We start from the raw sequence: 25,996 nt of genomic DNA, 5'->3' as shown, positions 1-25,996 counted from the left end.
GCGGGGCGCGGCATCGGCCCGGGGGCCGACCGGGGTCTGCGACCGGAGAATGAACGCGGTCCCGGGCGTTCGACTTTCGTCGCAAGCCGCCGGGCCGGGCCGGACGGGTGCGGCATAATCCGCGTGTGTCCCATTCGTTCCGCAGCCGCACCTCCCGGGCGGCGAGGCGGCTGGCGGTGCCGGTGCCGATGGCGCTGTGGCTGGCGGTGCTCGTGCCCGCCGAGGCCGGTGCGGGGACGCCGGGCGCCGTGGTGCTGCTGGGCTCGCTGGCGGGCGTCGTGCAGGGGGCGGCGCTGTATCGGCGGCGTTCCCATCCGGTGCCGGTGCTGGCCGTCTGCCTGGTCGGCGGCCTGGTGATCCAGCTGATCGCGCCCGACGGCATCTTCCCGTGGGCCGGTCTGGTGGTCCTCGGCTCGCTGGCTTCGACGCGCTCGCCAAGGGTCTCGCTGCCCGCGCTCGCCGCGCTGCTCGCCCTGACCTCGCTCAACTTCCGTACCGCGCCTTCGGAGGAGGCGCAGTTCGCGATGGCCGTGCCCGTGGTGGTGTGGGCGCTCGCGGAGGCGGTGCGCAACCGCAGGGCGGCCGTCGCCGAGGCGTCCCGCCGGGCGGTCACGGAGGAACAGGCCCGCATCGCCCGCGAGTTGCACGACGTGATCGCGCACAGCGTGTCCGTCGTCGTGGTGCAGGCCGCGGCGGCGGACGACGTGTTCGACGAACGGCCCGACCAGGCGCGTTCCGCCCTGCGGGCGATCGAGTCGTCGGGGCGGGCCACCCTGGCCGAGCTGCGCCGGCTGCTGGCCGTGGTGCGGCCCGAGCCGGACGAACGGTCGCCGCAGCCGGGCCTCGACCGGCTCGGCGAGCTGGCCGAGCCGCTGCGCGCCGCCGGGCTGCCGGTGTCGCTCACGGTGCGCGTTCCCGGGCCACTGCCGGCCGGGGTCGAGGTGTCCGCCTACCGCATCGTGCAGGAGGCCCTGACGAACGTGCTGCGCCACGCCCGCGCCCGGCGTGTGGAAGTCAGCGCGCGCGCGGACGGTGACGTGCTGGAGGTCGAGGTGACGGACGACGGCATGGGCTCCAGCGCGGGAACCGGTGCGGGAACCGGCGTGCACGCGGGCGCGCGCGGCGGGTTCGGCCTGGCGGGTATGCGGGAACGCGCCGCCGTGCTCGGTGGCACCGTGGCGGCTGGGCCGCGCCCCGGGGGCGCGGGCTTCCGCGTGCACGCCCGGCTGCCGCTGCGCGCGCCCACGCCGTCCGAGGGAGGTCGTCCGTGACCGTTCGCGTGCTGGTGGCCGACGACCAGGCGCTCGTCCGCGTCGGCTTCCGCATGATCATCGACGCCAAGCCGGACCTGGACGTCGTGGGCGAGGCCGCCGACGGCGAGGAGGCCGTGGCCCTCGCCGCCGAACTGCGGCCAGACGTCGTGCTCATGGACGTGCGGATGCCGCGTCTCGACGGCATCGGCGCCATCGAACGCATCGTGGCCTCGGGCAACCCGGCGCGCATCGTCGTGCTCACCACGTACGACGTCGACGACGCCGTGCACGCCGCGTTGCGCGCCGGGGCGTGCGGCTTCCTGCTCAAGGATGTGCGCCCCACCGACCTGGCCGAGGCGATCCGCGTGGTGGCGCGCGGCGACGCGCTGCTCGCGCCCTCCGTGACCCGCCGGCTGCTGGAGCGCTTCGCGCCCGCGCTGCCCGCCCCCGCCCCGCCTGTCACACCGGCGGCGCTCCGCGCGCTGAGCCGGCGCGAGTACGAGGTGCTCTACCTGGTCGCGCAGGCGCTGTCCAATGCCGAGATCGCCGAACGGCTCGGCCTCACGGAGGCGACGGTCAAGGCCCACGTCTCGGGCGTACTGCGCAAGCTGGGCCTGCGCGACCGCGTGCAGGTGGTCGTCCTCGCCTACGACCTCCGCCTGGTCAGGCCCCGGCCCGCCTGAACGAACGCGGCGCGCGCTCCGTCCAGAGGCGGAGCGCACGTCGGTGGCTTCGCCGAAAGTCGAAGCCGCGCGTGGCCCGTGCGCACGATGTGGCCACCGACGCCCGGTCCGTAGCGTCGGCGACCGACGTGCCCGCCCCGCGAACGACCGCGCGGCCCGGCGGGCGACCACCACGAGAACGGACCCCACCATGCCGCCGAGCCCGCGCGCCGTGTGCGCCGCCCTGCTCGCCCTCCCGCTGCTGGCCACCCCGGCCGTCGCGGACCAGGGCCACGCCGCATCCGAGGGCCGGGAGCACCGGCTCCACGTCGCGCCCTGGGGCGACGACTCCTGGCCCGGCACCGAGGAACGTCCCCTCGCCACCCCCGCCGCGGCCCAGCAGGCGGTGCGCGAACTGACGGACGGCATGACCGGCGACATCGTCGTCAGTCTGCGCGGCGGCACCTACCCACTCGCCGAGCCGCTGGCCCTCTCCGCCGCGGAGGGCGACTCCGGCACCGGCGGTCACCGCGTGATCTACCAGGCGCACGGGTACGGCACCGCGGACCAGGAACGCGTCACGTTCAGCGGCGGCCGCGAGATCACCGGCTGGAGCCACGCCGAGGGCGACATCTGGCGCGCGGACGTCGGCAGCCTCGACACCCGGCAGCTCTTCGTGAACGGCGAGCGCGCCGAACGGGCGGCGCTGGCCGGCGAACCGCCCGCCATGTTCCCGACCGAAACCGGGTTCATCACCGAGAGCACCGCCCCGCAGAGCTGGGAACGGCCCGAGGACATCGAGTTCGTGCACACCTTCGCGGACTCCTACTCGGAGGCGCGCTGCGGGGTGGCGGGGGTGCGCGGGGACGCGAGCGGCACCGAAGTCACCATGGAGCAGCCCTGTTTCCGCCGCGCCACCGAGCTGTACACGGAGCTGTACGGCGAGGACGTCGGGCTCATCGCACCGACCGCGGTCGAGAACAGCGCGACCTTCCTCCGCGAACGGCCGGGGAGTTGGTACCTCGACCGTTCGCGGCCGGGCCACCACACGCTCTACTACCACGGCAGGCCGACGGACGTCGTCGCCCCCGTGCTGGAGCAGGTCGTCACCGGGCGGGGCGACGCCGGGGCACCGCTGCGCGACGTGACGCTGCGCGGCCTCACGTTCTCCCACACCACCTGGCTCGGCCCCGACGAGCCCGCGGGCTTCCCGCACATCATCGGCACCTGGTACTACACCGGCGACGACCCGGTGGCCCAGGAGGCGGCCGCCATCCCGTCCGCGGTCTCCTTCCGCGGCTCGACCGGGCTGGTCCTGGAGGGGAACCGCTTCACGCGACTGGGCACCACCGCCCTCGAACTCGCCGACCACAGCCGGGACATCACCGTCCGCGGCAACACGGTCGACGACACCTCCGGCGGCGGCATCCACGTGCAGAGCCTCGACGAGGAAGACCCGGCCGCCTCGCCGCGCGACCTGCTCATCGAGGACAACTGGGTGCACCACGTCGGCCGTGACTACCGCGGCTCCTGGGGCATCATGCTCAACCGGCCCTTCGGCTCGACCGTCGCGCACAACCAGGTGGACCACATCCCCTACTCCGGCATCGTCCACCTGAACGTCGCCGGGGACGGCACCACCACCGGCGGCACCCGGATCGTGAACAACCTGGTGCACCACACCAACTCGGCCCTGATCGACGGCGGCGGCATCTACGGGAACGGCACGCAGGGCCCCTCGTTCGAGGCGGGCGCGCTGATCGAGGGCAACGTCGTCCACCACGTCGACGGCCCGGCGGCGACGGGCACCGAGTACCCGCCCTACGCCGTGTACCCGGACGACGGCGGTCAGCACGTCACCATCCGCGGCAACGTGCTCCTCGGCAACCAGAACAACTTCGGCGGCGTGGCGCCCGGCCGGATGCGCTTCACGGGCAACTTCTGGGACGACACCGACACCTACTGGTGGGAGGGCACCGGCGAGCAGGTGGAGATCTCCGGCAACACCGAACTCTCCCCGCTCGCGCCCGAGGAGTCCTGCCGCGCCGACGCGGCGTGCGCGGCCGTGCTCGGGACCGCCGGCCTGCTCACCCCGCGCTGACGTGGACCGACTTCAGGAGACGACGATGGAGACCGACCGGCTTCAGGCCGTGCGCCGGATGACCGTCACCCAGCGGGTCAGGCTCGCCGTGAACCAGTACGAGGTACGCACCGAGGGAGAGGACGGTGAGTTGATCGCCTTCGCCCAGCAGAAGCGCCTGGCGATCAAGGAACGGGTGACGTTCTGGACGGACGACTCGCGGGAAAGGGTCTTCGGCGGCTTCGCGGAGCGCGACACCCTGAACGTCGCCGGCGCGTTCGACGTCACGGACGCCGACGGGGCGACGGTGGGCGGCTTCCGCAAGGACTTCAAAAAGTCCCTGTTCCGCTCCACCTGGCACCTTGAGCAGCCCGGACTCGGCGTGCTGACCGGGACGGAACGCAGCGGCCGCGTGGCGGTGATCCGCCGGATCTGGCAGTTCATCCCGGTGGTCGACGAACTGCCGGTCGGCTGGGCCTACCACTTCGACTTCCGCCTCGACGGGGAACTCGCCCTGTCCGTCTCGCGGAAACGCACCCTGCGCGACCGCTACCTGGTGGAGATCCACGAACCCCGCCTGGACCGGCGGCTGGTCATCGCCCAGGCGGTCGCCCTTGACGCGATGCAGGCCCGCTGACCCGGCGCCTGCGGCGTTCCAGGACCGTGACACGCACCGTATTCCCTTGTAGCGCACCGGAGTTAAGCTGACCAGCGTTTGTCGGACGAGGGCAGGGGGGTGACCTGCTGTGCGGCAGGGCAAGTTGGTGCGCGGCGTCGTCGCGGTGGCGGCGACGGGACTGCTGTGGGGCGCCGCGGCGTGCAGTGGCGGCGGCGGGGAGGACGACGCGCCCGCGGAACCCACGGAAGAAGAGCGGGACGGGTCCGGCGCGGATGCGGCACGGACGGGCACCGGGATCACCGGCGGACCGGGCACACCCGATGACGCGCGGGCGCTGGCCCGTGCCGTGGCCATCGAGCCCGGGGACTACGGCCCCGGCTTCGTCGCCGCGGACCTGGCCGAGGCCGACCCTGCCACCGTGGCCGTGCTCGACGAGGCGTGCGTCTGGCAGCGCGAGCCGTTACCGGACGGTGTGCTGGCCAACGTGACGCGCAACGCCGAACTGCCCGCCCAGCAGCAGGGCGGCGGCCCGTTGCAGGCGATGTCGTCCGTCACCGTGCACGACAGTATCGAGGCGGCGGACGCACGGATGGCCGGCATCGTCGAGGAGGTGCTGCGCTGCCCGCAGCAGCAGTTGCGCGCCGATGAGTACGTGACAGGGCTCGGGTCGAGCAGCATGCCGCCCGACCAATTGTCGGTGGACGACCAGATCGCCGAATCGGGGCAGTTCCACAGCGAGGTCCACGGCGGCCCCTACGACTACTACTGGCTGGTCTCCCGGATCGGCCCGGTCACCGTCGCGGTGTCGGCCAAGGGCGCCGCCGGTGTCACCGAGGATCAGCTATCCGAGGTGAGCTTCATGGCCCTCGCCCTGCTGGAATCCAACGCCGAGGCGGAGTTGAGATGACATCGCCGGTCGGCGCCCTGACGCCGCAGGACCCCGAGCAGATTGCCGGTCACCGCCTCCTCGGCCGCCTCGGCGAGGGCGGCATGGGCGTGGTGTACCTGGCCATGACCGACGGCGGTTCGCCGGTGGCCCTGAAGGTGATCAGGGACGAGTACGCGCAGGAGCCCGGTTTCCGCTCCCGTTTCGCCCGCGAGGTCGCCGCCGCGCGCCGGGTCGCCGGCCGCTTCGCCGTGCCGGTCGTCGCGGACGGCGAGGAGGCGGGCACCCCGTGGTTCGCCTCGCCCTACGTACCGGGGCCCTCCCTCGATGAAGTGCTCGCCGCGCACGGGCCGTTGCCGGTGCGCGGCGTGCGGGCGCTGGGCGGAATGCTGGCCGAGGCGCTGGCCGCGGTGCACGAGGCGGGCCTCGTGCACCGGGACGTCAAACCGGGGAACGTGCTGCTGGCCCTGGACGGGCCGCGGCTCATCGACTTCGGCATCGCCAGAGCGGCCGAGGACACCGCCATCACCCGCACCGGGACCGTGGTCGGCTCGCCGGGCTACCTCTCGCCCGAACAGGCCGCCGCCTCCCGTGACATCGGCCCGCCGAGCGACGTGTTCTCCCTCGGCTGCGTGCTGGCCCACACGGCGAGCGGCCGGCCGCCGTTCGGCGAGGGCAGCGCGGAGGCGGTGCTCTACCGCACGGTGCACGAGCCGCCCGACCTTGACGGCGTGCCCGGGGAACTGGCCGGGATACTGGCCCGCTGCCTGGACAAGGACCCGGAAGCGCGGCCGGATGTCGCGGAGTTGCGCGCGGAGCTGGCCGAGGACGTCGTCGAGGGCTGGCTGCCCGAGCCGGTGACCCGGCTGATCGGGGAACGCACGGCGGCCCGCGTGGAGCTTCCCGCCCAGGTGCCGACCCGGGCGGCGCCCGCCGCCTCCGGCACGTCCGCGGAGGAAGGCACGCCCACGGAGGTCGGCGCGCACCCGGACACCGGCGCGGGCCGGCGCCGCCCCTCCCGGCGCCTGCTGCTCGCCGCGGGAGTCGGCGTACTGGCGGCGGGCGGCGGCCTGGCCGCCGCGCTGCGCGGCTCGGGCTCCTCAGGCAGCAACGGCGGCAGCGGACCGCGGTATGTCATCGGCCTGCACGCGGATCTCAGCGGCGGCCACGCCGCCCGCGGCCTGGCTCAGGAACGGGGCGCCACGCTCGGCCTCGAACACTTCCTGGCCGAGGCCGACGGCCTGCCCTTCGACATCGAACTGCGCACCATCGACGACGGCGGGGTGCCGGAACGGGCGGCCGAGGTGGCCGAGGAGCTGACGGCGGACGGTTCGGTGCTCGCCGTGATCGGCCCGACCGACGTCTCGGTGACGACGGCCACCGCCGAGATCTACGAGTCGGCGGGCATGCCGCTGCTCTCGGTTACGGTCGGCAGCTTTCCGCTCACTCTGACCGTCGCCGAGTACACCACGCTGCTGCACGCCCGCCCCGCGACGATGTGGCAGGGGCTCTCCCTCAAGGTGCTGCTGGAGGGCGAGTCGGGCGCGCGCCGGGTCGGGCTCGTCGACGACCGCACCGCGGAAATGCACAGCTGGGAGGTCACCCGCCCGCTGGTGAACTTCCAGCAGGGGTCGCCGCCCGGCTTCGAACTGGTGCCGCACGTGGTGCCGAAGCTGACCGCCCCGTTCGATCGCATCGCGGCCGATCTGGTGGCGCGCGACGTGGACGCGGTCGTCTTCGGGGGCCACCACGAGCGGGCCGCCGAGCTGGCCACGGCCCTGCATACGGCGGGCTACACAGGGGCGCGGTACGCGAGCGAGTCGGTGCTGCGCCCTGAGTTCCCCGAGCTGGCCGGGGAGGCGGCCGAGGGCTGGCAGATCATCGCCACCTGCATCGGCCCGGATACCGACGAGAAAACGGTCGGCTTCGGCGAGCAGTACCGCGAACGGTTCGAGGGCGAGGAGCCCGCGCCGTTCGCCATCGAGGCGTACGACGCGACCCGCATGCTGACCGCGGCCCTGCGGGACGTGGCGGCGGACGGCACACCTGACCGGGCCGCGCTGCTGGCACGGGCGCGGCAGGCGGACCACCAGGGGGTGGGCAAGCGGCTCGGCTTCGACGAGGAAGGTCTGTACCCCTACGCGAACGACGGCCTTTACCTCTACGAAGTACGGGAGGGCGGCTTCCGCTTCCGGGGCCGGGCACCCTCGCTGGGTGCGGAGTAGAACGGTCCTGACGTGCTGCCGCTGTATGAGAAGGACCCGCGGGCCATCGGCGGGTACCGGCTGCTCGGCCGGCTGGGCGCCGGCGGCATGGGCGTGGTGTACCTGGCCAGGTCCGCCGACGGCTCGCTGGTGGCGCTGAAGACCATCAGGCCGCGGCACGTGAACGACCACGAGTTCCGGGTGCGGCTGCGCCGGGAGGTGGCGGCGCTGCGGCGGGTGCGCAGCCGGTGGGCCGTTCCGCTGCTGGACGCGGGTCCCGAGGAGGCGGTGCCCTGGCTGGCGACGGCCTACGTGCCCGCTCCTTCCCTGGCCGAGGTGGTGCGCGCGCTGGGGCCGCTGCCCCCGTGGACGGTGCGGGCGCTGGGCGCCATGCTCGCCGAGGCGCTGTCCGTCGTGCACGAGGCCGGTCTCGTGCACCGGGACGTCAAACCGGGGAACGTGCTGCTGTCTCTGGACGGGCCGCGGCTCATCGACTTCGGCATCGCCAGGGCGGCCGGGGAAACGGCGCTGACCGCGCCGGGCGCGGCCATCGGTTCCCCCGGCTACCTGTCCCCCGAGCAGGCGCGGGGCGGGGAACTCGGCCCGCCGAGCGACGTGTTCTCCCTTGGCTGCGTGCTGGTGTACGCGGCGACGGGCCGGTCCCCGTTCGGCGACGGCCCCCCGGCGGCGCTGATGTACCGCGCGGTGCACGATCCGCCCGCCTTGGACGGCGTGCCCGGGGAACTGGCCGGGCCGCTGGGCGAGTTGCTGCGCAAGGAGCCGACTGCGCGGCCGGATGCCCCCGGGGTGCGGGACCTGCTGCCCGCCGATCCGCGGCTCGGCGACACCTGGCTGCCGGAACCGGCGACCCGGCTGATCGCGATGCGTTCCGCGGTCCTGCTCACCCTGCCCGAGGACCCGCCGACCCGGGCGGCCGGGCCGGACCCGGAGACGGCACCGGCGGACGCGCCCCCGGCCGGGCCCGGCAGGCGCCGGCTGCTGGCCGCCTTCTCGGCGGGCGGGCTGACGCTCGCGGCCGGTGCGGGGGCGGGGCTGTGGACGTGGCTGCGGGCCGAGGGAACGCCGGGGAGCCCGGTGCGTACGACCGTGGCGCTCCAGGCCGACCTGTCGGGGCCTGGCGCGGCTCTCGGACGGGCGCAGGAACGGGGGGCGCGGCTGGCGGTGGCGGATTTCAACGCCCGCGCGGACCGCCCGTTCGAACTGGAGCTGCGGGTGCGGGACGACGGCGGGGACGCCGGGCGGGCGGCGGAGAGCGCCCTCGGTCTCGCGGCGGATTCCGAGGTGACGGCCGTGATCGGACCGACCGGCCAGGAGACCCTGGCGGCCGTGGCGGCGCCCTACCGCGACGGGGCGTTGCCCTGGCTGCCGGTGTCGGCCACGGTGTCCGCGTCCACGGTCGAACTCGGGGACGCCTGCTTCCCCGCCCGGCTCGGGGACGCTTTTCTCGACGCCCCGCTGCTGGCCTGGGTCGGTCACCGGACCGGGACGGCACGGGCGGCGGTGGTCAACGACCGGCACGGCGGCGACTTGTCGTGGGGGTTCAGCCGGTCGTTCGCCCGCGAGTTGCCGTACTCCGGCATCGAGGTGGTCGAGGCCGAGCTGCCGGAGGGCTCGGACGGCCGGGACGCCGCGGCGGCCGTCGTGGCCGCGGGGGTGGACACCGTGATGTTCACGGGCGCGCTGTCCGGGGCAGGAACGGCCGCCTTCGCGCGGGAGTTGCGGGCGGCCGGGTTCACCGGCGCCACGGTGGCCGTCCGGACGGACCCCGCGGACGCGTTCCTGCGCGAGGCCGGGGAGGCGGCCGAGGGCTGGGTGGTGAGCTGCCCCTTCGTGGACGGCGCGGCGGCGCCGGAGGCAGCGGATTTCGCGGCGGCGCACCGCGCACGGTTCGGCGGCGCTCCCGGGCCGTACGCCGCGGAGGCCTACGACACGGTGTGGCTGGTCGCGCGGGCCCTCACCGAGCTGACCGCGGACCGCGCCCCCCGCCGCACGCTGGTCGCCCGGCAGTTGCGCACGACCCGCCACGAGGGGATCGCCAGAAGCTACGCATTCAACCCGGACACCCGCGGCGTCGCGCCCACGGACGCGCTCTGCCTCTACGAGGTGCGCGAGGGCCGGTTCGTCTATCTCGGCCCGTACCGGGACGTCACCGGCCTCGACGAGTAGGCGCCGCGGCGCGGAATGTCCCGGGGGCGGCCCGGGGGCGCAGGGCCGTGCATGGCCTGTCCTCGGAAGAGGCCGCCAGGCCACCCCTTTGTGCGGACGGCCTCGCCGCGCGCGGCCCCGCCCCCGCGCCGGGGAGGCTCGGGTGCGCGGGCGGGGCCGTGCGGAGTGGGGGCGTTCAGCCGCCGGTCACGCCGGTTATCTCGTTGGGGGTCTGCGGCAGCGTCGCCGTGGTCTGTACCTCGCCCGACTCGATGTCGAGGACGTGCAGTTCCTGCGCCTCCGGGTCGGTGACGTACGCCGTGTGCCCGCGCACGAAGAGCGTGGGCCGCGGCTGCTGCCACTCCAGCGGCTCCGTCCACTCCTCAAGGACCGGGATGCGGTTGGTGATCTCGGCCGTCTCGGGGTCGATGACGTGGATCTGGCCGTCGGTGCCCAGGACCAGCGCCTCGCCGTGCGGGCCGCGGGCCAGCGAGCGGAAGGTGTAGCTGGTGCCGAGGTCGACGAGTTGGAGGCTGCCCGCCTCGGTGTCGACGAGCGCGACCTGCTCGGGGCGCTCCAACTCGGCCTCGGCGTCCTGCTTGTAGTCGCCGAGGACGATCGCGGATTCGTCGGAGCCCGCCTGGTTGCCGATGCGGCCGTACTCCGTGGGGCTGTCGACCTTGGTGAACTCGCCGTCGCGGTAGTACAGAACCCCGTCCTCGCAGCCGACGACGACCGTCTCGCCCCTCGCGGTCGCCTCGCCGTGCACGCCGGGGCACTCCTCGCTGCGGGCGATCTCCTCGCGGTTCTCGTCGAGGACGATGGCGCCGGTGCGTTCCTCCTCGGTGCCCAGCGTGACGAGGAGTTCGCCGTTCGCCAGCTCGACGGCCACGCCGTGGTGGGCGGCGGCCGCGGTGTAGTTCTCGGTCTCCGGCAGGCCGTCGCCGAGCTGCTGCGGGTCGAAGCTGGTGACCTCGCCGGTGCCGTCGGCGAACAGCACGGTCCGGCCGGCGTGCCGCACCACGTGGCCGGGCTCGGCGCCCTCGAACTCGTCCTCGGTCAGCTCGGCGCCGACGGCGTCGAGGACCCGGAATCCTTGGGACGTCGAGACGAGCACGTGGCTGTCGTCGCCGGCGGGGTTGACCCGGTTGAAGCCGTCGAGCGGGATGTCCTCGACGACGTCGAACGTTTCGCCGTTCAGCACGAGCAGGCCGCCGTCGTAGGTGAGGACGAGCGGGTCGGGAACGGTTTCCTCGGGCGCGGACGACGGTGCGGCGTCCGTCTCCTCCTCGGAGTCGTCCGATCCGCAGGCGCCGACGGTGAGCGCCAGGGCGGCCACCAGGGACAGCGCGGCGCCTCCTCGGCTCCGGTGCAGGGTACGCATGGGTTTTCTGCCTCTTCTTTCTTCGCGGGGAACAGTCAGCGGGAGTCAGCGGACAGCGCGGTGACGATGGCTTCCGTGTTGGCGCGCATCATGTCCAGGTAGGTGGCGGCACCTTCGCCCTCCTCGGTCAGGGATTCCGAGTGGAGCGGGACCACCTCGACGTGCAGACCCGCCTCCTCGGCCAGCACCTGGGCGAGCCGGTCGGGCTGGGACGAGTCGGCGAACACGGCCGGGACCCCGTGGGTGCGGATCGCGCCGGCGAGCGAGTCGAGGTCCGAGGCGCTCGGCGAGGCCAGCGTCGTGCCGCTGGGGATCACGGCGCCCACGACGCGGAACCCGTGCCGGTCGGCGAGGTAGCCGAAGACGTGGTGGTTGGTGACGAGGTTCCGCTCGTCGCGGGGGATGGTGTCGAACTGCTCGGTCATCCACGTGTCGAGGGCGTCGACTTCGCCGAGGTAGTCCGCGGTGTTGGCCCGTACCGCGTCGGCGTCGACGCCGTCGACGTGCTCGATCACCGCGTCCGAGACGAGTTCGACGGCGGTGTGCATGCGCCGCGCGTCGGTCCAGAAGTGCGGGTCGAACTCGCCGGCCGAGTCGCCGGAGGCGTGGGGCAGCGGGTCGGCCCCCTCGGCGACGGCGAGCGTGGGAACGCCCTCGTCCTCGGCGGCCTCGACATTGCGGGCGACGCCCTCCTCCAGGCCGAGCCCGTTGTGCACGACGAGCCCGGCGCTCTCGATCGCGGCGGCCTGCCGGGCCGAGACGCCGAAGGAGTGCGGGTCCGCGTTCGGCTTCATCAGTACGGTCACCTCGGCCTCGTCACCGACGATTTCGCGCGTGACGTCGCCGAGGATGTTGGTGGTGACGACGATCCCGGCCTCGCCGCCACCGCCGTCGCCCGAGCAGGCGGGCAGGCAGGCCAGGGCGATCAGGGCGACCGGGCAGGGCGCGAGGAGGCGTCCGCGGGACGCGCGGCGGCTCATCGGCCGGTCTCCACCATGTGGTCGGGCGCGAAGCCCAGTTCGAAGGTGCGGGCCAGCCGCAGGTCGTCGTTGTAGTCGATCTCGTGGACCACGCCGGCCGCGGGGTCGTTGACGTAGGCGCGGCTGGTGTCGATCTCGATGACCGGCACGGTGCCGTCCGCCGCGAGCGGTTCGGCGAGCAGCGGCGTGCCGGCCGTGCGCCGTCCGTCGCCGGAGTCGTAGGCGTGCAGCTCGCCGTCCTCGGTGAGCGTCAGTACCGTCGCTCCGTCGCCGACCGCGTTGACGGCGGCCACGGGGCCGGTCTCGATCAGGGTCCAGGTCCCGCTGGCGAGGTCGAGCGTCCAGACGCCGGTGTCGCCCGCCCTCGCCGCGAGCGTGTCGCTGCCCGCGCGATGCGTGAACTCCCCGGCGCGTTCCGCCTCGGTCACGCCCTCGGGGTAGGGGATCTTCTCGCCGGTGAACGTGCCCTCCTCCTCGGACACGAGCAACGCGCCGTCGGCGCAGCCGAAGACGACGCCGCGGCGCGTGACCGCCTGCCCGCTCGGCTCGGGGCAGGGCTCCGCCACCGTCGCGGCGGCGTTGCCCTCGCGGTCCAGGACCTCGACGGCGTCCTGACCGCCGGCGGGCACCAGCAGGTGTTCCGCGTACGGGACGACGGGTCCTGCGGTCCCGACCGTTCCGTTCTCGGCCAGTTCGCCGTCCTCCAGGGCGGCGCGCTCGAGCAGCGTGGCGGAGCCGTCGGCGAAGGACACGGCCGTGACGGCGGTGTCGCTGTGGGCCCCGGCCGCGCGGCCGGGCAGGGTGCCGACGCCGCGCACCGCGGCCTTGTAGTAGTGGATGTGGTCGCCGTGGTCCACCATCCAGCTGCCGCCGTCCACGACGTGAACCGTTTCGTCGCCGGAGGCACCGGAGGTGAGGTAGGCGAAGCGGCCGTCGCCGTGGATGCCGGTCACGGGCCCCGTGGCCTCGACCTCGACCACTTCCTCCGTGGTCAGGTCGAGGACGGCCGTCGCCCCCGAGTCCGCCTCGGCCAGGACGAGGCGGTGCTGCGCCTCGGCGGTCTCCTCGGCGCCCTCGACGTAGCCGTGGGGGGTCGTCTCCTCCGCGGGCGCCTCCCCTTCTTCCTTGTCGTCGCTGCCGTCGGCGCAGCCGGTCAGCAGCAGGGCTCCGGCCGCGAGAACGGCCCCCAGTGCTCTGGTGGTGGTGCTGGATATCACGATGCGTGCTCGATTTCCCGTTCCGTCATGGTGGTTTCGCGGGGGGCCGCGGGTGTGGTGGGGCGGGCCCGCAGCAGGTCCCGCAGGTGGGCGGCCAGGGCGGAGACGAAGAACGCCGCCACGGCGACCGCCGAGATGGTCGCGCCCGCCGCCGTGCCCCAGTGCCACGAGATGACGAGCCCGGCCACGGTCGAACCGCTGCCGATGAGCGCGGCGCCGAGCATGATCAGCGGGATGCGTCCGGCCCACAGGGCGGCCGCGGCCGGGGGCGCGATCAGCAGGCCGAAGACCAGGAGCGTCCCGACCACGTGGAAGGACGCGACGATGGCCAGCGTCATCAAGCCGAGCAGGGCGCCGTGCGCGAGACCGGGCCGGAGCCCCAGCGTGTGGGCCTTGCGGGGGTCGAAGACGAGCGCCGTGAACGCCCGGTGGCCGAGCAGCGAGACGACGGCCGCGGCGATCAGCGCAAGGAGGAGGTACCCGAGGTCCTGGTCGCGGACGGCCAGGACGTCGCCGAAGAGGAACCCGGTGAGGTCCACGGCGAAGGACTCCGAGTGCGACACGATGATCACGCCGGCGGACAGCATGCCGACGAACAGCAGCCCGATGCTCGTGTCCTGGGAGAGCCGCGGGAACCGGCCGAGCGCGGTCACGCCCAGCGCCATCGCTCCCGCGCTGAACGCGGCGCCGAGGAGCAGGTTGCCGCCCAGCACCGAGGCGAGCGCCACGCCGGGCAGCATGCCGTGGGCCATCGCGTCGCCGAGGAAGGCCGTGCCCCGCAGGACGACCCAGGTGCCTGCGAACGCGCAGATGACCGAGACGAGAATGCCGCCCCACAGCGCCCGCTGGACGAAGGACACCTCGAACGGCTCGAACAACCACTCCATGCCGAGCACTCTATAATGAAAACGATTATCGTGAGCAAGGGGTCTGAGTGTGATGAACAACGCGGAGCCGGAGGGCATCGCCGTGTGCGGCGTATCGGCCGGCTACTCCCGCAGGACGGTCCTGCACGACGTGACCGCACACCTGCCGCGCTCGGGCGTGACGTCCCTCGTCGGCCCGAACGGCGCGGGCAAGTCCACACTGCTCGCCGTGCTCGCCGGCGTGCTCGAGCCCGTGTCCGGCGCGGTCGAGGGCCGCGGGCCGCGGCGGCCGGCGTTCGTGATGCAGCGCAGCGCGGTCCCCGACGCGCTGCCCCTCACCGTCCGGGAGGCCGTCCGCATGGGGCGGTGGGCCGACCTCGGGCTGTGGCGGCGGCCGAAGGCGACAGACCACGCCCTCGTCGAGGAATGCATGGCGCGCCTGGGTGTGCTCGATTTGGCCGGGCGGCAGTTGGGCTCATTGTCCGGCGGCCAGCGGCAGCGTGCGCTCGTGGCGCAGGGGCTCGCCCAGCGACCGGATCTGCTGCTGCTCGACGAGCCGACCGCAGGGCTCGACCGGGAGGCGCGCGGGCGCATCGCCGACGTGCTGGGCGGCGCGGGACAGCAGGGGATGACGGTGATCCACGCCACCCACGACCTGGACCTTGCGCTCCGGTCCGCGCACTGCCTCCTGCTCGGGAACGGGCGGCTCGTCGCGCAGGGCCCCCCGGCGGAGGTGCTGACCCCCGAGGCGCTGCGGCAGGTGTGGAACGTGCCGGAGCCCGCCCACCCCGGGCCGCCCTCCCCGACGGGCCGGTAGCCGGAGGCCGCGCGGGCGGAACGTTCGGGAGGACCGGCGCGGCCTCGGGCAGCGCGCGCTGACCGGCCGGACCGTTGTCCCCGCCGGCCTCGTGGCCGCAGCCGCACCGCGCTCGTGCCGCTCCTCGTCGACGCGCCGCCCGCGACGACCTGGTTGCCCACGGAGCGCTGAAGCGCCAACCGCAGCCGCAGCCGTCGGCCCGCGGAGGCGGCTCAGCTCTCCCGCGGCCGGGAGGGCTCGGCCGGGCGGCCGCCGAGGTACAGCTCGGACAGCTGGGGGTCGGCCAGGAGTTCGGGTGCGGGGCCGCTGATGTGCACCCGGCCGAGGTCCAGCACACAGCCGAGGTCGGCCGTCTCCAGCGCCCGGCGCGCGTTCTGCTCGACCAGCAGCACGGCGGTGCCCGCGTCGCGCATGCGGACGACCTGCTCGAAGACCGTCGCGGTGGTCTTCGGGTCCAGACCCATGGACGGCTCGTCGAGGAGCACGACCTTGGGGTCCACCATCAGCGAGCGTGCGAACTCGACCTGCTTCTGCTGCCCGCCCGACAGCAGCCCGGCCAGCTGTTTCCAGCGCTCGCCCACGATCGGGAAAAGCTCGCGGACGAACTCCGCACGTTCCGCGATCCGCGCCTTGTCCCGCAGCGTGTACGCGCCGAGCAGCACGTTCTCCCCGACGGTCATCTCCCGGAACACGCTGTGTCCCTGGAGCACATGGGCCAGGCCGGAGGCCAGCATCGCCTGCGGCCCCTGCCCCGTGACGTCCTGCCCGTCGACGAGCACCCGGCCGGAACGCGGCTTCAGCAGGCCGCTGGCGACCTTCAGCACGGTGGACTTGCCCGCGCCGTTCGGCCCGACCAGGCACACCACCGTGCCCGGCGGTACTTCGATGGTCAGCCCGCGCAGCACCATCGCGGCCCGGCCGTAGCCGGCCTCGACGGCGTCCAGGACCAGCAGCGGTGCGGGGGGCCCGGGTTGCGGCTCAGATGCCAAGGTAAGCCTCCAGCACTCGGGGGTCGGCCCGCACGGCCGAGGGCGTTCCCTCGGCGATGGGGCGGCCCCGGTCGAAGACGACGACGTGGTGGGACAGGCTCATCACCATGTCCATGTTGTGCTCGACCACGAGGAACGTCTTGCCCTCGTCGTTGAGTTCGCGGATGAGGGTACCGATGCGGCCGATGAGGGCGGGGTTCACACCGCCCGCCGGCTCGTCGAGCATGATGGTGTCCGGATCGCCCATCAGCACCCCGGCCAGCTCCAGCAGCTTCTGCTGGCCGTAGGAGAGGTTGGCCGCCTCGACGTTCTCCAGGTGGTCGATGCCGACGCGCACCAGCAGCCGTCTGGCCTTGTCGGTCTCCGCCGGGCTGCCCGCGCCGCCCACCAGATCGCGCAGCCCGGCGGGGCGCACGGCGACCAGCATGTTCTCCAGCACCGTCATGCGCGGGAAGACCCGGCACAGCTGGAAGCTGCGGCCGATGCCCGCCCTGGCGATCCGGTGCGGCGGGCGGCCGGTGATCTGCTGCCCGCGGTAGGTGACCGTTCCGGCATCGGGTCTGATCATCCCGGTGACGCAGTTGAAGAACGTCGTCTTGCCCGAACCGTTCGGCCCGATCAGGGCGTTGATCCGGCCGTGCCGGAAGGTGACGGTGGCGCCGTCGACGGCGCGCACGCCGCCGAACGACTTGGTCAGGTCCACCGTCTCCAGGCTGCGCGGCGGTTCGTGCGCGGTCATCGTTCCTCCCCTGTGCCCGGCGCCGCCGCCTCGTCCGGCGCCTCGTCCGGCGGCGGGCCGCCCCGGCCGGACGCCCGGTTGTGTGCCAGCAGTTCGGCGGCGGTCATCTCGCGGATGGAGGAGTCCTGCGGGCCGAACCGCCGGACGAGGTCGCGGACCGCGGGAATGATGCCGTCCGGCGTGACCAGCACGACGACGCCGAGCAGCACGGCCGCGGCCACCAGGTGCAGTTGCGTGCCGCCGAACTCCAGCTCGAAGTACTCCAGCGCCCCGCCGACGATCAGCGCGCCCAGCAGCGGCCCGTACAGGTGCCGCACGCCGCCGAGCAGCGCCATCAGCACCATGTAGGCGCCGAGCAGGACGGAGAACTGGAAGATCGGGTCGAGGTCGCCGAACCACAGCGCGTACATGCCGCCGGAAAGGCCGGTGAAGAACGCGGAGATCAGGTAGGCGACCAGCTTGTAGTTGCGGGTCGGCACGCCCAGCGCCTGCGCCTTGTCCTCGTCCTCCCGCACGGCCTTCAACCCGGTGCCGAACCGCGAGCGGTCGATCGCCCACCACGCCAGCAGCATGACCGCGAGGAGCGCCACGAACAGGTAGAAGAAAGCGCGGTGGTGCTCGGGCCGCGACAGGTCGGGGAACGGGCGCGGTACGACCAGCCCGTCCGAGCCGCCGGTGAGGTCCTGCCACGTCTGCGCGACCAGCAGCAGGATCAGGACGAACGCGATGGACACGATGACGAACGAGGCGCCGCGCACCCGCAGCGCCGCGATGCCGACCGGGACGGTGATCAGCACGACGATCACGCCGGCGGCGAGCCAGGCGGCGAACGGCGGCCAGTCGAGGTCCCTGATCAGCACACCCGTGCCGTAGGCGCCGAGCCCGAAGAACGCGGCGTGCCCCAGCGAGACGTAGCCGGTGAACCCGCCCATGAAGTTCCACGCCGTGGCGGTGCAGGCGTAGGACGCCACCATCACGCCGGCCGACAGGATGTAGGGGTTGGGGGCCAGGCCGGGCCAGGACAGGATCAGCGCCGCGCACACCGTGAAGGCCAGCATCCGTACGGCCCGGGCCGGGACGCGGCGGCCGGCGGGCGCCGTGGCCGCGGCGACCAAAGTGCGTTCGGTGTCAGAAGCGTTGGGCAAGGCGGCCTCCGAAGAATCCCTGCGGGCGCACCATCAGCGTCACGAACAGCGCGATGTAGAAGAGGGTCTGCGCCCACGTCGTTCCGAACTCGACCTGGAGCAGGCTCTGCCCGATGCCCAGCACCATGGCCGCGATGGCCGTCCCCGGGACGGAACCGAGGCCGCCCACGACGATGATCGCCATGAGCGGGCCGACCCAGTGCCAGTGCAGGGACGGGTAGATGGTGGCGTCGAGCGCGAGCGCCGTGCCGCCGACCGCGGCGGTGGCGAGCCCGAGCCCGAAGCCGAGCCCGGCGACCCGGTCGGTCTTGATGCCGACGAGCTGCGCGGCCTCCTTGTGCTGGATGGTGGCGCGCAGCGCGCGGCCGAACCTGCTCTTGGTCAGCAGCAGGTACAGCAGGCCGAGGGAGGCCCCGGCGAGCACGAAGGCCACCAGCTTGACCACAGCGATGCTCGCCCCGAAGAACTCGACGTTCGAGCCGGAGTAGGGCAGTTGGATGCGCCGCTGGGTGCCGCTCCAGATGAGGCCGATCATCCCCTCGATCAAGAGGGCCACGGCGAAGGTCAGCAGGACCGACATCATGGTCAGCGTCGCCGGGCGCAGCCGCGCGATGAGCAGCCGCTGCATGCCGACGCCGGCCGCAAAGAACAGCGGCACGGTGACGAACAGCGAGAGCAGCGGGTCCCAGCCCGTCTGATCGTTGAAGTACCACGCCAGGTAGGCGGCGAGGATGAGGAACGCCGAGTGCGCGATCATCACCACGCGCATGACGCCGAAGTAGAGGGTCAGGCCGGCGGCCAGCAGGGCGTAGAGCCCGCCGAGCAGCACGCCGAGCACCAGGCTCTGGAAGAGGAGTGATCCGGACATCGGCCCGTCACCACGCCGGCTTGGGGTGCATGAGTTCGGCCTCCGCGGCATCGCGCGGCAGCACGATGCTCATCTCGTTGCCGACGTACTGCTGGATGAGGTGCGCGCTCTGCGGGCGGCCCCGGTCGTCCCAGGACAGCGGCCCGACGACGGTGTCCACCTCGTTCTCCCGCAGCCAGTCGACCAGTCGCTGCTGGCATTCGCCCTGCTCGGCGCAGCCCACGGCCTCGACGGCGGCGGCCACGACCTGGCCGGTGGTGTACGCGTTGGCCTCGTCCTCCGCGGGCGGGCCGCCGAACATCTCGGTGTAGTGCTCGACGAACTCGACGTTCGACGGCCAGGCCGCGCGGGTGGTGTAGCCGGTCGGGGCGAGGATGCCCTCGGTCCTGTCGCCGATGGCCTCGGAGAACTCGGGGTTGGTCGGCGCCGTGGAGAACGCGGCCAACTGCGGCTGGTAGCCGAGCTGCTGGAGCGCGACGATGAGGTTGACGGCGTCCTGGTACTGGGTGCCGCCGATGACGACGTCCGCGCCGGAGTCGGCGATCTTCGCGGCGATGCCGCCGAAGTCGGTGGTGTTGGGCGGGTACACCTCGTCCACCACGATGTCGAGGCCCGCCTCCGCCAGCCGGTCCCGCAGGCCGTAGGCCGTGCCCTGCGCGAACGGGTCGTCCATGGCGGCGACCGCGACGGTCCGCGGGCGTTCCGCGGGCGGCAGCGACAGGATGTGTTCGGCCAGGTGATCGTAGTGGTCGTCGGCGATGGCCGGGGCGGCGTAGAAGAGGTTCTCGAAGCCCTGGGCGAAGACTTGGTCCGCGGCGCCTGCGGGCTCGACGAACAGCATTCCGTACTCCTCGGCGACACGCGCGCTGGGCACCACCAGGCGGGTGGAGAAGGGGCCGAAGACCAGGTCGACTTCGTAGTGGGCGATGAGCGCCTCGTAGTCCTGCACGACGCGGTCGGCACTGGACTGGTCGTCGAGGATCTTGAGTTCGACCTCGCGGCCGAGGAGACCGCCGTCGGCGTTCACGGCCTCCACCCAGGACTCGTAGCCGCGCTGCACCCCCTTGCCCGGCTCGGAGAAATCGCCGGTGAGAGGCAGTGAGACGCCGATGAGAACGGTGTCGTCGGAGCCGCCGCCGGAAGTGCCCGAGCAGCCGGTCAGGACGAGAACGGATGCGGATAGCGTGGCCGTGAGGCCCAGAGTGGGCCTTTTCCAGAGGGACATGAGGCGACTCTCCCTGCTGCGTCGCAATGGGACCTCATGGGGAGGCCGGCTGGTACCACCGTTGAGGAAGCGCTTTCGCAAGCGCTTGCGGTACCGTACTTGCGGCCCCGCGATGTTGCAATGGTCACGACAGGAGACGATTTCTCTCATGTCCCGAGGCACGGGCCCCGACGAGGCGGGCCGCACACGTCCCCCGCGCCTCGCCGACGTGGCGGAACGCGCGGGGGTTTCCCTCGCCACCGCCTCGCGCGCACTGCGCGGCAGGGAGGGCGTCTCCCCCGGACTCGCCCGCCACGTGCGGTCCGTCGCCGAGGAGATGGGCTACGTCGCGAACCCGCACGCCAGCACGCTCGCCGGCGGGGTCACGCGGGTGGCGGGGCTCATCGTCTACGAAATCGGCGATCTGTACTTCTCGGAGATCGCCAGCGGCGCCCTCCGGGTCGCCGCCGGACACGGCTGGACCGTGCAGATCTGCCACACCGCGCGCGAACCCCACGCGGAACTGGCCCAGATCAGGCTGCTGCGCGCCCACCGGGTGGGCGCCATCGTGATGGCGGGCTCCGGATACGTGGACCGCGCGGACGAGGAGAGCGCGCACCGTGAACTGCTGGACTACCAGGGCTCGGGCGGGCGCGTCGCCGTGATCGGCCGTCACCACCTGCGCTGCGACGCGGTACTGCCCGACAACAGGGCGGCGGGCGTGACCTTAGCCGAGCATCTGCTCGCACTGGGGCACCGGCGCCTCGCGATCGCCGCGGGCCCGGCCCACCTCACCACGATCCACGACCGGCTCGCCGGTATCCGGCAGGCACTGGCCGCCCGCGGCGTGCCCCCCGACGCGGTGCCGGTGGTGCCCGGCGCGTTCACCAGGGAGGGCGGCCGGGAGAGCACGGAGCACATCCTGCGCGAGCACCCGGGCACGACCGCGATCATCGCTCTGAACGACGCCATGGCCACGGGAGTGCTGTCCATCCTGCGGGAGCGGGACGTGCCCGTGCCGCGGCGGATGTCGGTGGCCGGGTTCGACGATATCCAGGTGGCGCAGGATCTCGCGCCCGCGCTGACCACGGTCGCCCTGCCGATGGCCGATATGGGCGCGGCGGCGCTGGAGATGGTCCTGCGGCCGCGCTCCGCCCGGCCGCGGCGCAAGAGCACGGGCCACCGCCTCATGGTCCGCAACTCCACGGCGCCGCCCGCCGGTTAGTGCCGGTCGGGACGCGGGGTCAGGGGACACGCGGGCGCACGGTGCCGCGTTCGGCGAAGGGGGCGTAGTACTCGGTGAACAGTTTGCCCACCAGTTCGCCCCGGCTGGAGACCCTGACCTTCTCGAAGACGACCTTGATGTGGTCGCGCACGGTGTGCGGCGACAGGTGCAGCTCCTGGGCGATCTTCCCGGTCGGCAGCCCCCGCGCTATGCACTGGGTGACCTCGATCTCCCGCTCCGTCAGCTCGAAGGCGTCGACGATCAGCGGCACGATCTCCGAGGTCTTCGCGGGTTCCACCACCACGGCGGAGGGGCCGAGCGCGCCGCCCGCCTCGCGCAGACACGAGGCGTGGCACACCAGCCAGCGGCCTGTGCGGGTCCGCACCCGCACCCGGGCCCGGCCGTGGTCACGTTCCTGCGAGATCGCGCGCGCTTTCAGTGCCGTCGACTGCACCCAGGCGGGAACCCTGATGCCCAGCGCGGACGTCGTCGCCGGCCCGTCCGGCAGCTCGTCCAGGTAGGCGCGGGCCTCCTCGTTGACCGAGAGCAGCGCGCCCGAGGCGTCGAACAGGAGCAGGCCCGGGCCGTGCGGGGCGTCGGGCAGCGGGTGCCGCGGCGGTTCTGCGAAGGAGCGCAGTGTTCTGGCCAGCGGGGTGACGAGCCCGGCGATCATCCGGGTCTCGGCCTCGTCGAAGGCCGGGCGGCCCTTCGCCCGGAAAAGGCTGAGGTGGCCGTGCGGCCGGCCGCCGATCCGCAGGACGGCCCGCAGCTCGTCCTGGAAGCCGCGCGGGCGCATGAATTGCTGGTAAAGCGTGCTGCGGGCCGGCAGGTCTCCCGTGGCCTGCCGCAGCCCCGCGACCGGAAGCGGCGCCTGGGCCAAATCCCGGTAAAGGTTCACGTTCTCGGTGAACAACTCGCATTCCCAGTAGACCGCACAGCCGCCCTCGTCCAGGTTCTCCGCGCGGATGGGAGCCGCCATCAATCCGGTCAAAGGATCGATGACACGCCACACCGACGCGTCGTACGGGAGAAGCTTTCGCAGGTGTGCGGACGCCTCGGCGAACATGCCCAGCGCATCGGGTGCCTTTGCCGCACGGGAGAGCAACCGGGCCTCGCCCGTCTCGCTTCGGGATGCTGTCGAACTGGTCACTCGTCGATCGTGACAGCGGACACCGTTTTCGCCAACCCCCCAATTGAGGGGGCGGGGGCCGACGGCGGTCCCCCCTCGGATGCGGGATGGGGAAGCGCGCGCGAGTAGGCAAGGGTTGCCCGTGCGAAGTGAGGAGGACAGGGCTTTTCGGTCACGCGGCCTCTTCGAGCCGTAGAGGCGTCCGAGAGGGAACGCTACCTTCCCTAGAACTATGGACGGAGTCAGCCAGGCCATGCGAATCGGAATCATAGGGGCGGGCGGCATGGGCGGAGCGATAGCCAGGCGGGCCGCTCTGGCGGGCGCGAGCGTGCTGCTCGCGGACCGCAGCCAGGACCGGGCCAGGCGGGCCGCCGCGCTCGCGGTCAGGGACACGCCGGGCGCCGTGCGGCCCGCCACGGTGGCGGGCGCGCTCCGGCCGCAGCTGATCGTCCTCGCCCTCGGCTGGCGCGAGAGCCTGGGGCTGATCGAGAGCCGCGGCCGGGCGCTCGCGGGCCGCACCCTGGTCGACGTGACGGTGCCGACCGGTCACCACGCCACGGCGAACGGAGTGCGCGCGCTGGCCGGCGCGGCGCCGGGCGCGCGCTGGGTGAAAGCCTTCGCCACCGCCGATTCCCGCGCCTTGTTCGCCGGGGAGATCGACCGGCGGCCGGTGGACGTTTTCGTGGCGTCCGACGACGACCGGGCGAAGCTTTCCGTCATCGAGCTGGTCGACCGTTCGGGGCTGCGCGCCCTCGATGTCGGCGGTCTCGACAACGCCCGGGTACTGGAGGAAATGGCCCGCATCGGGCAGGAAATGCGTGAGCGACTGCTGATCACCGGGGGATGGGCCTTTCAGTTTCTGCCCAGTTGGTGAAATATGCGCCAGCAGAAGAGCACAAGGGGACACGGCGCCGGCCTGTCCGGCGCCCGGAAAATCAAGGGGAAACAGATTTCCGACCTGAGGGGGGCTTCATGGTTCACCAATTCCCTTTCCGCATTCTCGGACCGCTCGTCGTGCACGGCACGGGCGGAAAGATCAGACTCAGCGGGGACCGCCAGCGGATACTGCTGACGATGCTGCTCATCGACGCGAACCGGATCATTGACATCGACCGTCTGGTCCGCGCGATATGGGACGGCATGCCGCCCGCGACCGCCCGCAGCCAGCTGCGCATCTGCGTCTCCTCCCTGCGTCGGCAGTTCGCCGCGGGAGGTGTCGCAGCCACGATAGAGACGCACAAGTCCGGCTATGAGATACGAGTCCAGGAAAGCGGCGTCGATCTCCACCTCTTCGTCTCGCTGGTCTCCGCCGCCCGCGCCGCGAACGACACGGCGCCGAGCGAGGAAACGGTGCGGACTTTCCAACGGGCACTCTGCCTCTGGCGCGGTCCTATCGGCGCGGGCCTCGAAAGCCCGCTGCTCGAATCCGTGGCGCTCAAGTTCCACGAGGACCGGTACGCAGCCCTGGAGGACCGCTTCGAACTGGAACTTCAACTGGGCAGGCACCGGCGGATATTGGGCGAGCTGACCCACCACGTCGGCGAGAACCCGTTCCGCGAGACCCTGTCCGCGCAGCTCATGATCGCGCTGTTCCGCTCCGGCCGCACCGCCGAGGCGCTGTCCCTCTTCCGCAGAACCAGACGCCGTTTCTCCGAGGAGCTGGGCATCGAGCCGGGCGAGCGGCTGCGGACGATCGAGCGGCACATCCTCCGCGGCGAGCAGGACGGCGCGCTGCCGCTGGGGCCGCAGGCGGAGGGCGGGCCGCGGCACGGCCCCGCGCGGCCCGCCCGCAGGGCCGCCGCCACGCCGGCAGGACCGCCCGCAGGACCGCCCGCGCACGACCGGATCGCGCTGCTCGAAGCGGAGATCGCCGTGCTGCGCGCGGCCTACTCCCAGCTGGCGGAACGTGCGCCCGAGCGGCTGGACTTCCGGCCGTTCGGGCTGCCGGACGCAACGGCGCCCTCCCCCTCAACCGAGGGGGAGGGCCGCCGGGTCGTCCCTCGATTACGGGGGATGGAGGGTGCCGCCCGCCCGGCGGAAACTGCCGGTCAGAGCCCGAAACGCGAGAACAACGGCTCGTCGGGGCACGGCAGGAAGGAACGATCGATGGCGGAGCACGCGCACCCACCCGGGGTCTCCCCCGCGGCACTCGACCGGCTCGTCGCGCAGCTGCGGGGCGAGGTGTTCGCCCCGGGCGACGCGGAGTTCGACGCGGAGCTGTCCGGGTTCAACCTGATCGCGCGGCACCGCCCGGCCCTCGTGGTCCAGGCCGTGTCCGCGGCCGACGTCCAGGCCGCCGTGCGGTTCGCCGCGGAAAGGGAGCTGCCCGTCGGCGTCCAGGCGACGGGGCACGGCATCGCCGCGCCGGCCGACGGCGGTGTGCTGGTCAGCACCAAACGCATGAACGCCGTCGCCGTCGACCCGCGCACGGCCACCGCCCGCGTCGAGGCGGGCGCGCGCTGGCACCAGGTCATCGCCGCCGCCGCCAAGCACGCCCTCGCGCCGCTCAACGGCTCCTCCCACCTGGTCGGCGTGGTGGGCTACACGCTGGGCGGCGGGCTCGGGCCGCTCGGCCGCCAGTACGGCTACGCGGCCGACCACGTGATCCGCATGCAGCTCGTCACGGCCGACGGCGTGCTGCGGGACGTGACGGCCGAGCGGCACGGCGACCTGTTCTGGGCTCTGCGCGGCGGCAAGGGCAACTTCGGCATCGTCACCGCGATGGAGTTCGGACTCGTGCCCGTCGAACGGCTCTACGGCGGCGGCATCTACTTCCCCGGCGAGCTGTCGGGACCGCTGCTGCACGCCTGGCAGCGGTGGACGGAGACGGTACCCGAGACGATGAGTTCCTCGGTCGCGCTGCTGCGCCTGCCGGACGCGCCCGCCGTGCCCGAGTTCCTGCGCGACCGCCTGGTCGCGCACCTGCGCATCGCGTTCAACGGCCGGGGCGCGGAAGGCGAACGCCTGGTCCGCCCGCTGCGGGCCATCGGCCCCGCCCTCCTCGACGACGTCGGGGACATGCCGTACTCGGCCGTCGCCGACATCCACCGCGACCCGACCGAGCCGATGCCCTTCCACGAACGCAACGTCGTTTTACGCGAGTTGGACGCGAATGCGGTGACGCGCCTGCTGGCGCTCGCCGGGGACGGCTCCGGCTCCACGGACCTGATGGTCGAGCTGCGCCACCTCGGCGGCGCCCTCTCCCGCCCCGCGGCCGTGCCCAACGCGGTGGCGGGCCGCGACGGTGCGTTCACCCTCTCCACGCTCTCCCGCCCCGGCGCGCCCGACCGCGTGCTGCACGGGATGGCGCCCTGGAGCACCGGCCGCAGGTACCTCAACTTCCTCGCCGGACCCGACACGGCCGAGGCCGTGGCGGACTGCTTCCCGCCCGCCGCCTACGCGCGGCTCGCGGCCCTCAAGGCGACCTACGACCCGCGCCACCTCTTCCGGCTCGGCCACACCATCCGCCGCACCGGATGACCGCCGCTCCCGGCCCCGGCCGCAACGCGCCCGCCGCTCGTCCGGCTCCTCCCGCTCATCCCGCCCAGCCGCCGGCCGACCGA

At 73.1% G+C, this 25,996-nt stretch carries 21 protein-coding genes; 11 read left to right on the top strand and 10 right to left on the bottom strand.

What is annotated here, in order from left to right; all coding sequences use genetic code 11:
* Positions 1-125 precede the first annotated feature (125 nt).
* The 7 genes from STBA_RS26660 to STBA_RS26630 all read left to right on the top strand — a co-directional run bounded on the left by STBA_RS26660 (position 126) and on the right by STBA_RS26630 (position 9,891).
* Entirely contained in the window at positions 126-1,271 is a 1,146-nt protein-coding gene (locus STBA_RS26660; RefSeq protein WP_216355978.1) for a histidine kinase, read from the top strand.
* Positions 1,268-1,936: a response regulator transcription factor gene (locus STBA_RS26655; protein ID WP_077061636.1), complete on the top strand. Its 669-nt coding sequence runs from the start codon at positions 1,268-1,270 to the stop codon at positions 1,934-1,936. The genes STBA_RS26660 and STBA_RS26655 overlap by 4 nt, the downstream gene beginning before the upstream one ends.
* 190 nt (positions 1,937-2,126) lie before the next feature.
* Positions 2,127-4,016 carry a right-handed parallel beta-helix repeat-containing protein gene (locus tag STBA_RS26650; RefSeq protein WP_079252190.1) on the top strand — a complete coding sequence of 630 codons (1,890 nt, stop codon included), beginning with the start codon at positions 2,127-2,129 and terminating at the stop codon, positions 4,014-4,016.
* Positions 4,017-4,041: 25 nt separating this feature from the next.
* Positions 4,042-4,632 (top strand): hypothetical protein, encoded by a 591-nt coding sequence (locus tag STBA_RS26645; RefSeq protein ID WP_077061635.1) that lies wholly within the window; start codon positions 4,042-4,044, stop codon positions 4,630-4,632.
* 109 nt (positions 4,633-4,741) lie between these two features.
* Entirely contained in the window at positions 4,742-5,521 is a 780-nt protein-coding gene (locus STBA_RS26640) for a hypothetical protein (protein ID WP_079252189.1), read from the top strand.
* Positions 5,518-7,725 carry a bifunctional serine/threonine-protein kinase/ABC transporter substrate-binding protein gene (locus STBA_RS26635; protein ID WP_077061634.1) on the top strand — a complete coding sequence of 736 codons (2,208 nt, stop codon included), beginning with the start codon at positions 5,518-5,520 and terminating at the stop codon, positions 7,723-7,725. Before STBA_RS26640 ends, STBA_RS26635 begins: the two co-directional genes overlap by 4 nt.
* Positions 7,726-7,737: 12 nt before the next feature.
* Positions 7,738-9,891: a bifunctional serine/threonine-protein kinase/ABC transporter substrate-binding protein gene (locus STBA_RS26630; protein WP_077061633.1), complete on the top strand. Its 2,154-nt coding sequence runs from the start codon at positions 7,738-7,740 to the stop codon at positions 9,889-9,891.
* A 175-nt stretch (positions 9,892-10,066) separates the two neighbouring features.
* Here STBA_RS26630 and aztD read toward each other — a convergent pair whose 3' ends face one another.
* Genes aztD through aztB form a run of 4 tightly spaced genes read right to left on the bottom strand, consistent with a single transcriptional unit; the run spans position 10,067 to position 14,338 of the window.
* A complete protein-coding gene (gene aztD / locus STBA_RS26625) occupies positions 10,067-11,254 on the bottom strand; it encodes a zinc metallochaperone AztD (protein WP_077061632.1) in 1,188 nt (395 codons plus the stop codon).
* A 35-nt stretch (positions 11,255-11,289) separates the two neighbouring features.
* Positions 11,290-12,234: a zinc ABC transporter substrate-binding protein AztC gene (gene aztC, locus STBA_RS26620; protein WP_077061631.1), complete on the bottom strand. Its 945-nt coding sequence runs from the start codon at positions 12,232-12,234 to the stop codon at positions 11,290-11,292.
* Complete coding sequence (locus tag STBA_RS26615; RefSeq protein ID WP_253195016.1) at positions 12,231-13,451, bottom strand: hypothetical protein; 1,221 nt, start codon at positions 13,449-13,451, stop codon at positions 12,231-12,233. The genes aztC and STBA_RS26615 overlap by 4 nt, the downstream gene beginning before the upstream one ends.
* A complete protein-coding gene (gene aztB, locus STBA_RS26610) occupies positions 13,448-14,338 on the bottom strand; it encodes a zinc ABC transporter permease AztB (protein ID WP_077061630.1) in 891 nt (296 codons plus the stop codon). The genes STBA_RS26615 and aztB overlap by 4 nt, the downstream gene beginning before the upstream one ends.
* Positions 14,339-14,390: 52 nt before the next feature.
* On the opposite strand from aztB, the gene aztA reads away from it, so the two are divergent.
* Positions 14,391-15,134, top strand: coding sequence for a zinc ABC transporter ATP-binding protein AztA (gene aztA / locus STBA_RS26605; RefSeq protein WP_077061629.1), 744 nt, complete (start codon positions 14,391-14,393; stop codon positions 15,132-15,134).
* 212 nt (positions 15,135-15,346) lie between these two features.
* On the opposite strand, the gene STBA_RS26600 is transcribed toward aztA, so the two are convergent.
* The 5 genes from STBA_RS26600 to STBA_RS26580 are packed head-to-tail and all read right to left on the bottom strand — an operon-like array spanning position 15,347 to position 20,100.
* Positions 15,347-16,123 carry an ABC transporter ATP-binding protein gene (locus tag STBA_RS26600; protein WP_077061628.1) on the bottom strand — a complete coding sequence of 259 codons (777 nt, stop codon included), beginning with the start codon at positions 16,121-16,123 and terminating at the stop codon, positions 15,347-15,349.
* On the bottom strand, positions 16,113-16,862 hold the full coding sequence (locus STBA_RS26595; protein ID WP_077061627.1) for an ABC transporter ATP-binding protein: 750 nt from the start codon (positions 16,860-16,862) through the stop codon (positions 16,113-16,115). The genes STBA_RS26600 and STBA_RS26595 overlap by 11 nt, the downstream gene beginning before the upstream one ends.
* Positions 16,859-18,007, bottom strand: coding sequence for a branched-chain amino acid ABC transporter permease (locus tag STBA_RS26590; protein ID WP_216355977.1), 1,149 nt, complete (start codon positions 18,005-18,007; stop codon positions 16,859-16,861). Before STBA_RS26590 ends, STBA_RS26595 begins: the two co-directional genes overlap by 4 nt.
* Positions 17,991-18,875 (bottom strand): branched-chain amino acid ABC transporter permease, encoded by an 885-nt coding sequence (locus STBA_RS26585; protein WP_077061625.1) that lies wholly within the window; start codon positions 18,873-18,875, stop codon positions 17,991-17,993. Before STBA_RS26585 ends, STBA_RS26590 begins: the two co-directional genes overlap by 17 nt.
* A gap of 7 nt (positions 18,876-18,882) precedes the next feature.
* Entirely contained in the window at positions 18,883-20,100 is a 1,218-nt protein-coding gene (locus STBA_RS26580) for an amino acid ABC transporter substrate-binding protein (RefSeq protein ID WP_077061624.1), read from the bottom strand.
* A 148-nt stretch (positions 20,101-20,248) separates the two neighbouring features.
* Between STBA_RS26580 and STBA_RS26575 the strand changes: the two genes are divergently transcribed.
* On the top strand, positions 20,249-21,304 hold the full coding sequence (locus STBA_RS26575) for a LacI family DNA-binding transcriptional regulator (protein WP_077061623.1): 1,056 nt from the start codon (positions 20,249-20,251) through the stop codon (positions 21,302-21,304).
* Between the two features lie 19 nt (positions 21,305-21,323).
* Here STBA_RS26575 and STBA_RS26570 read toward each other — a convergent pair whose 3' ends face one another.
* Positions 21,324-22,454: a helix-turn-helix transcriptional regulator gene (locus tag STBA_RS26570; RefSeq protein WP_077061622.1), complete on the bottom strand. Its 1,131-nt coding sequence runs from the start codon at positions 22,452-22,454 to the stop codon at positions 21,324-21,326.
* Between the two features lie 232 nt (positions 22,455-22,686).
* Between STBA_RS26570 and STBA_RS26565 the strand changes: the two genes are divergently transcribed.
* Entirely contained in the window at positions 22,687-23,307 is a 621-nt protein-coding gene (locus STBA_RS26565) for an NAD(P)-binding domain-containing protein (RefSeq protein ID WP_077063625.1), read from the top strand.
* A gap of 98 nt (positions 23,308-23,405) precedes the next feature.
* Complete coding sequence (locus tag STBA_RS39025) at positions 23,406-25,913, top strand: BTAD domain-containing putative transcriptional regulator (RefSeq protein WP_253195014.1); 2,508 nt, start codon at positions 23,406-23,408, stop codon at positions 25,911-25,913.
* The last annotated feature ends 83 nt before the right edge of the window (positions 25,914-25,996 follow it).

This window comes from Streptomyces sp. MP131-18, from assembly GCF_001984575.1.
GTDB classification, from domain to species: Bacteria; Actinomycetota; Actinomycetes; order Streptomycetales; family Streptomycetaceae; genus Streptomyces; species Streptomyces johnsoniae.
The sequence above is the reverse complement of the archived record's forward strand: the minus strand, read 5'-3'. Positions and strand labels throughout refer to the sequence as shown.

Bases quoted from the DNA above. Each gene is read 5' to 3' on its own strand.
- STBA_RS26650 (WP_079252190.1), top strand. From the start codon at position 2,127: ATGCCGCCGAGCCCGCGCGCCGTGTGCGCCGCCCTGCTCGCCCTCCCG.
- STBA_RS26645 (WP_077061635.1), top strand. From the start codon at position 4,042: ATGGAGACCGACCGGCTTCAGGCCGTGCGCCGGATGACCGTCACCCAG.
- STBA_RS26635 (WP_077061634.1), top strand. From the start codon at position 5,518: ATGACATCGCCGGTCGGCGCCCTGACGCCGCAGGACCCCGAGCAGATT.
- aztD (WP_077061632.1), bottom strand. From the start codon at position 11,254: ATGCGTACCCTGCACCGGAGCCGAGGAGGCGCCGCGCTGTCCCTGGTG.
- aztC (WP_077061631.1), bottom strand. From the start codon at position 12,234: ATGAGCCGCCGCGCGTCCCGCGGACGCCTCCTCGCGCCCTGCCCGGTC.
- aztB (WP_077061630.1), bottom strand. From the start codon at position 14,338: ATGGAGTGGTTGTTCGAGCCGTTCGAGGTGTCCTTCGTCCAGCGGGCG.
- aztA (WP_077061629.1), top strand. From the start codon at position 14,391: ATGAACAACGCGGAGCCGGAGGGCATCGCCGTGTGCGGCGTATCGGCC.
- STBA_RS26595 (WP_077061627.1), bottom strand. From the start codon at position 16,862: ATGACCGCGCACGAACCGCCGCGCAGCCTGGAGACGGTGGACCTGACC.
- STBA_RS26585 (WP_077061625.1), bottom strand. From the start codon at position 18,875: ATGTCCGGATCACTCCTCTTCCAGAGCCTGGTGCTCGGCGTGCTGCTC.
- STBA_RS26580 (WP_077061624.1), bottom strand. From the start codon at position 20,100: ATGTCCCTCTGGAAAAGGCCCACTCTGGGCCTCACGGCCACGCTATCC.
- STBA_RS26575 (WP_077061623.1), top strand. From the start codon at position 20,249: ATGTCCCGAGGCACGGGCCCCGACGAGGCGGGCCGCACACGTCCCCCG.
- STBA_RS26565 (WP_077063625.1), top strand. From the start codon at position 22,687: ATGCGAATCGGAATCATAGGGGCGGGCGGCATGGGCGGAGCGATAGCC.
- STBA_RS39025 (WP_253195014.1), top strand. From the start codon at position 23,406: ATGGTTCACCAATTCCCTTTCCGCATTCTCGGACCGCTCGTCGTGCAC.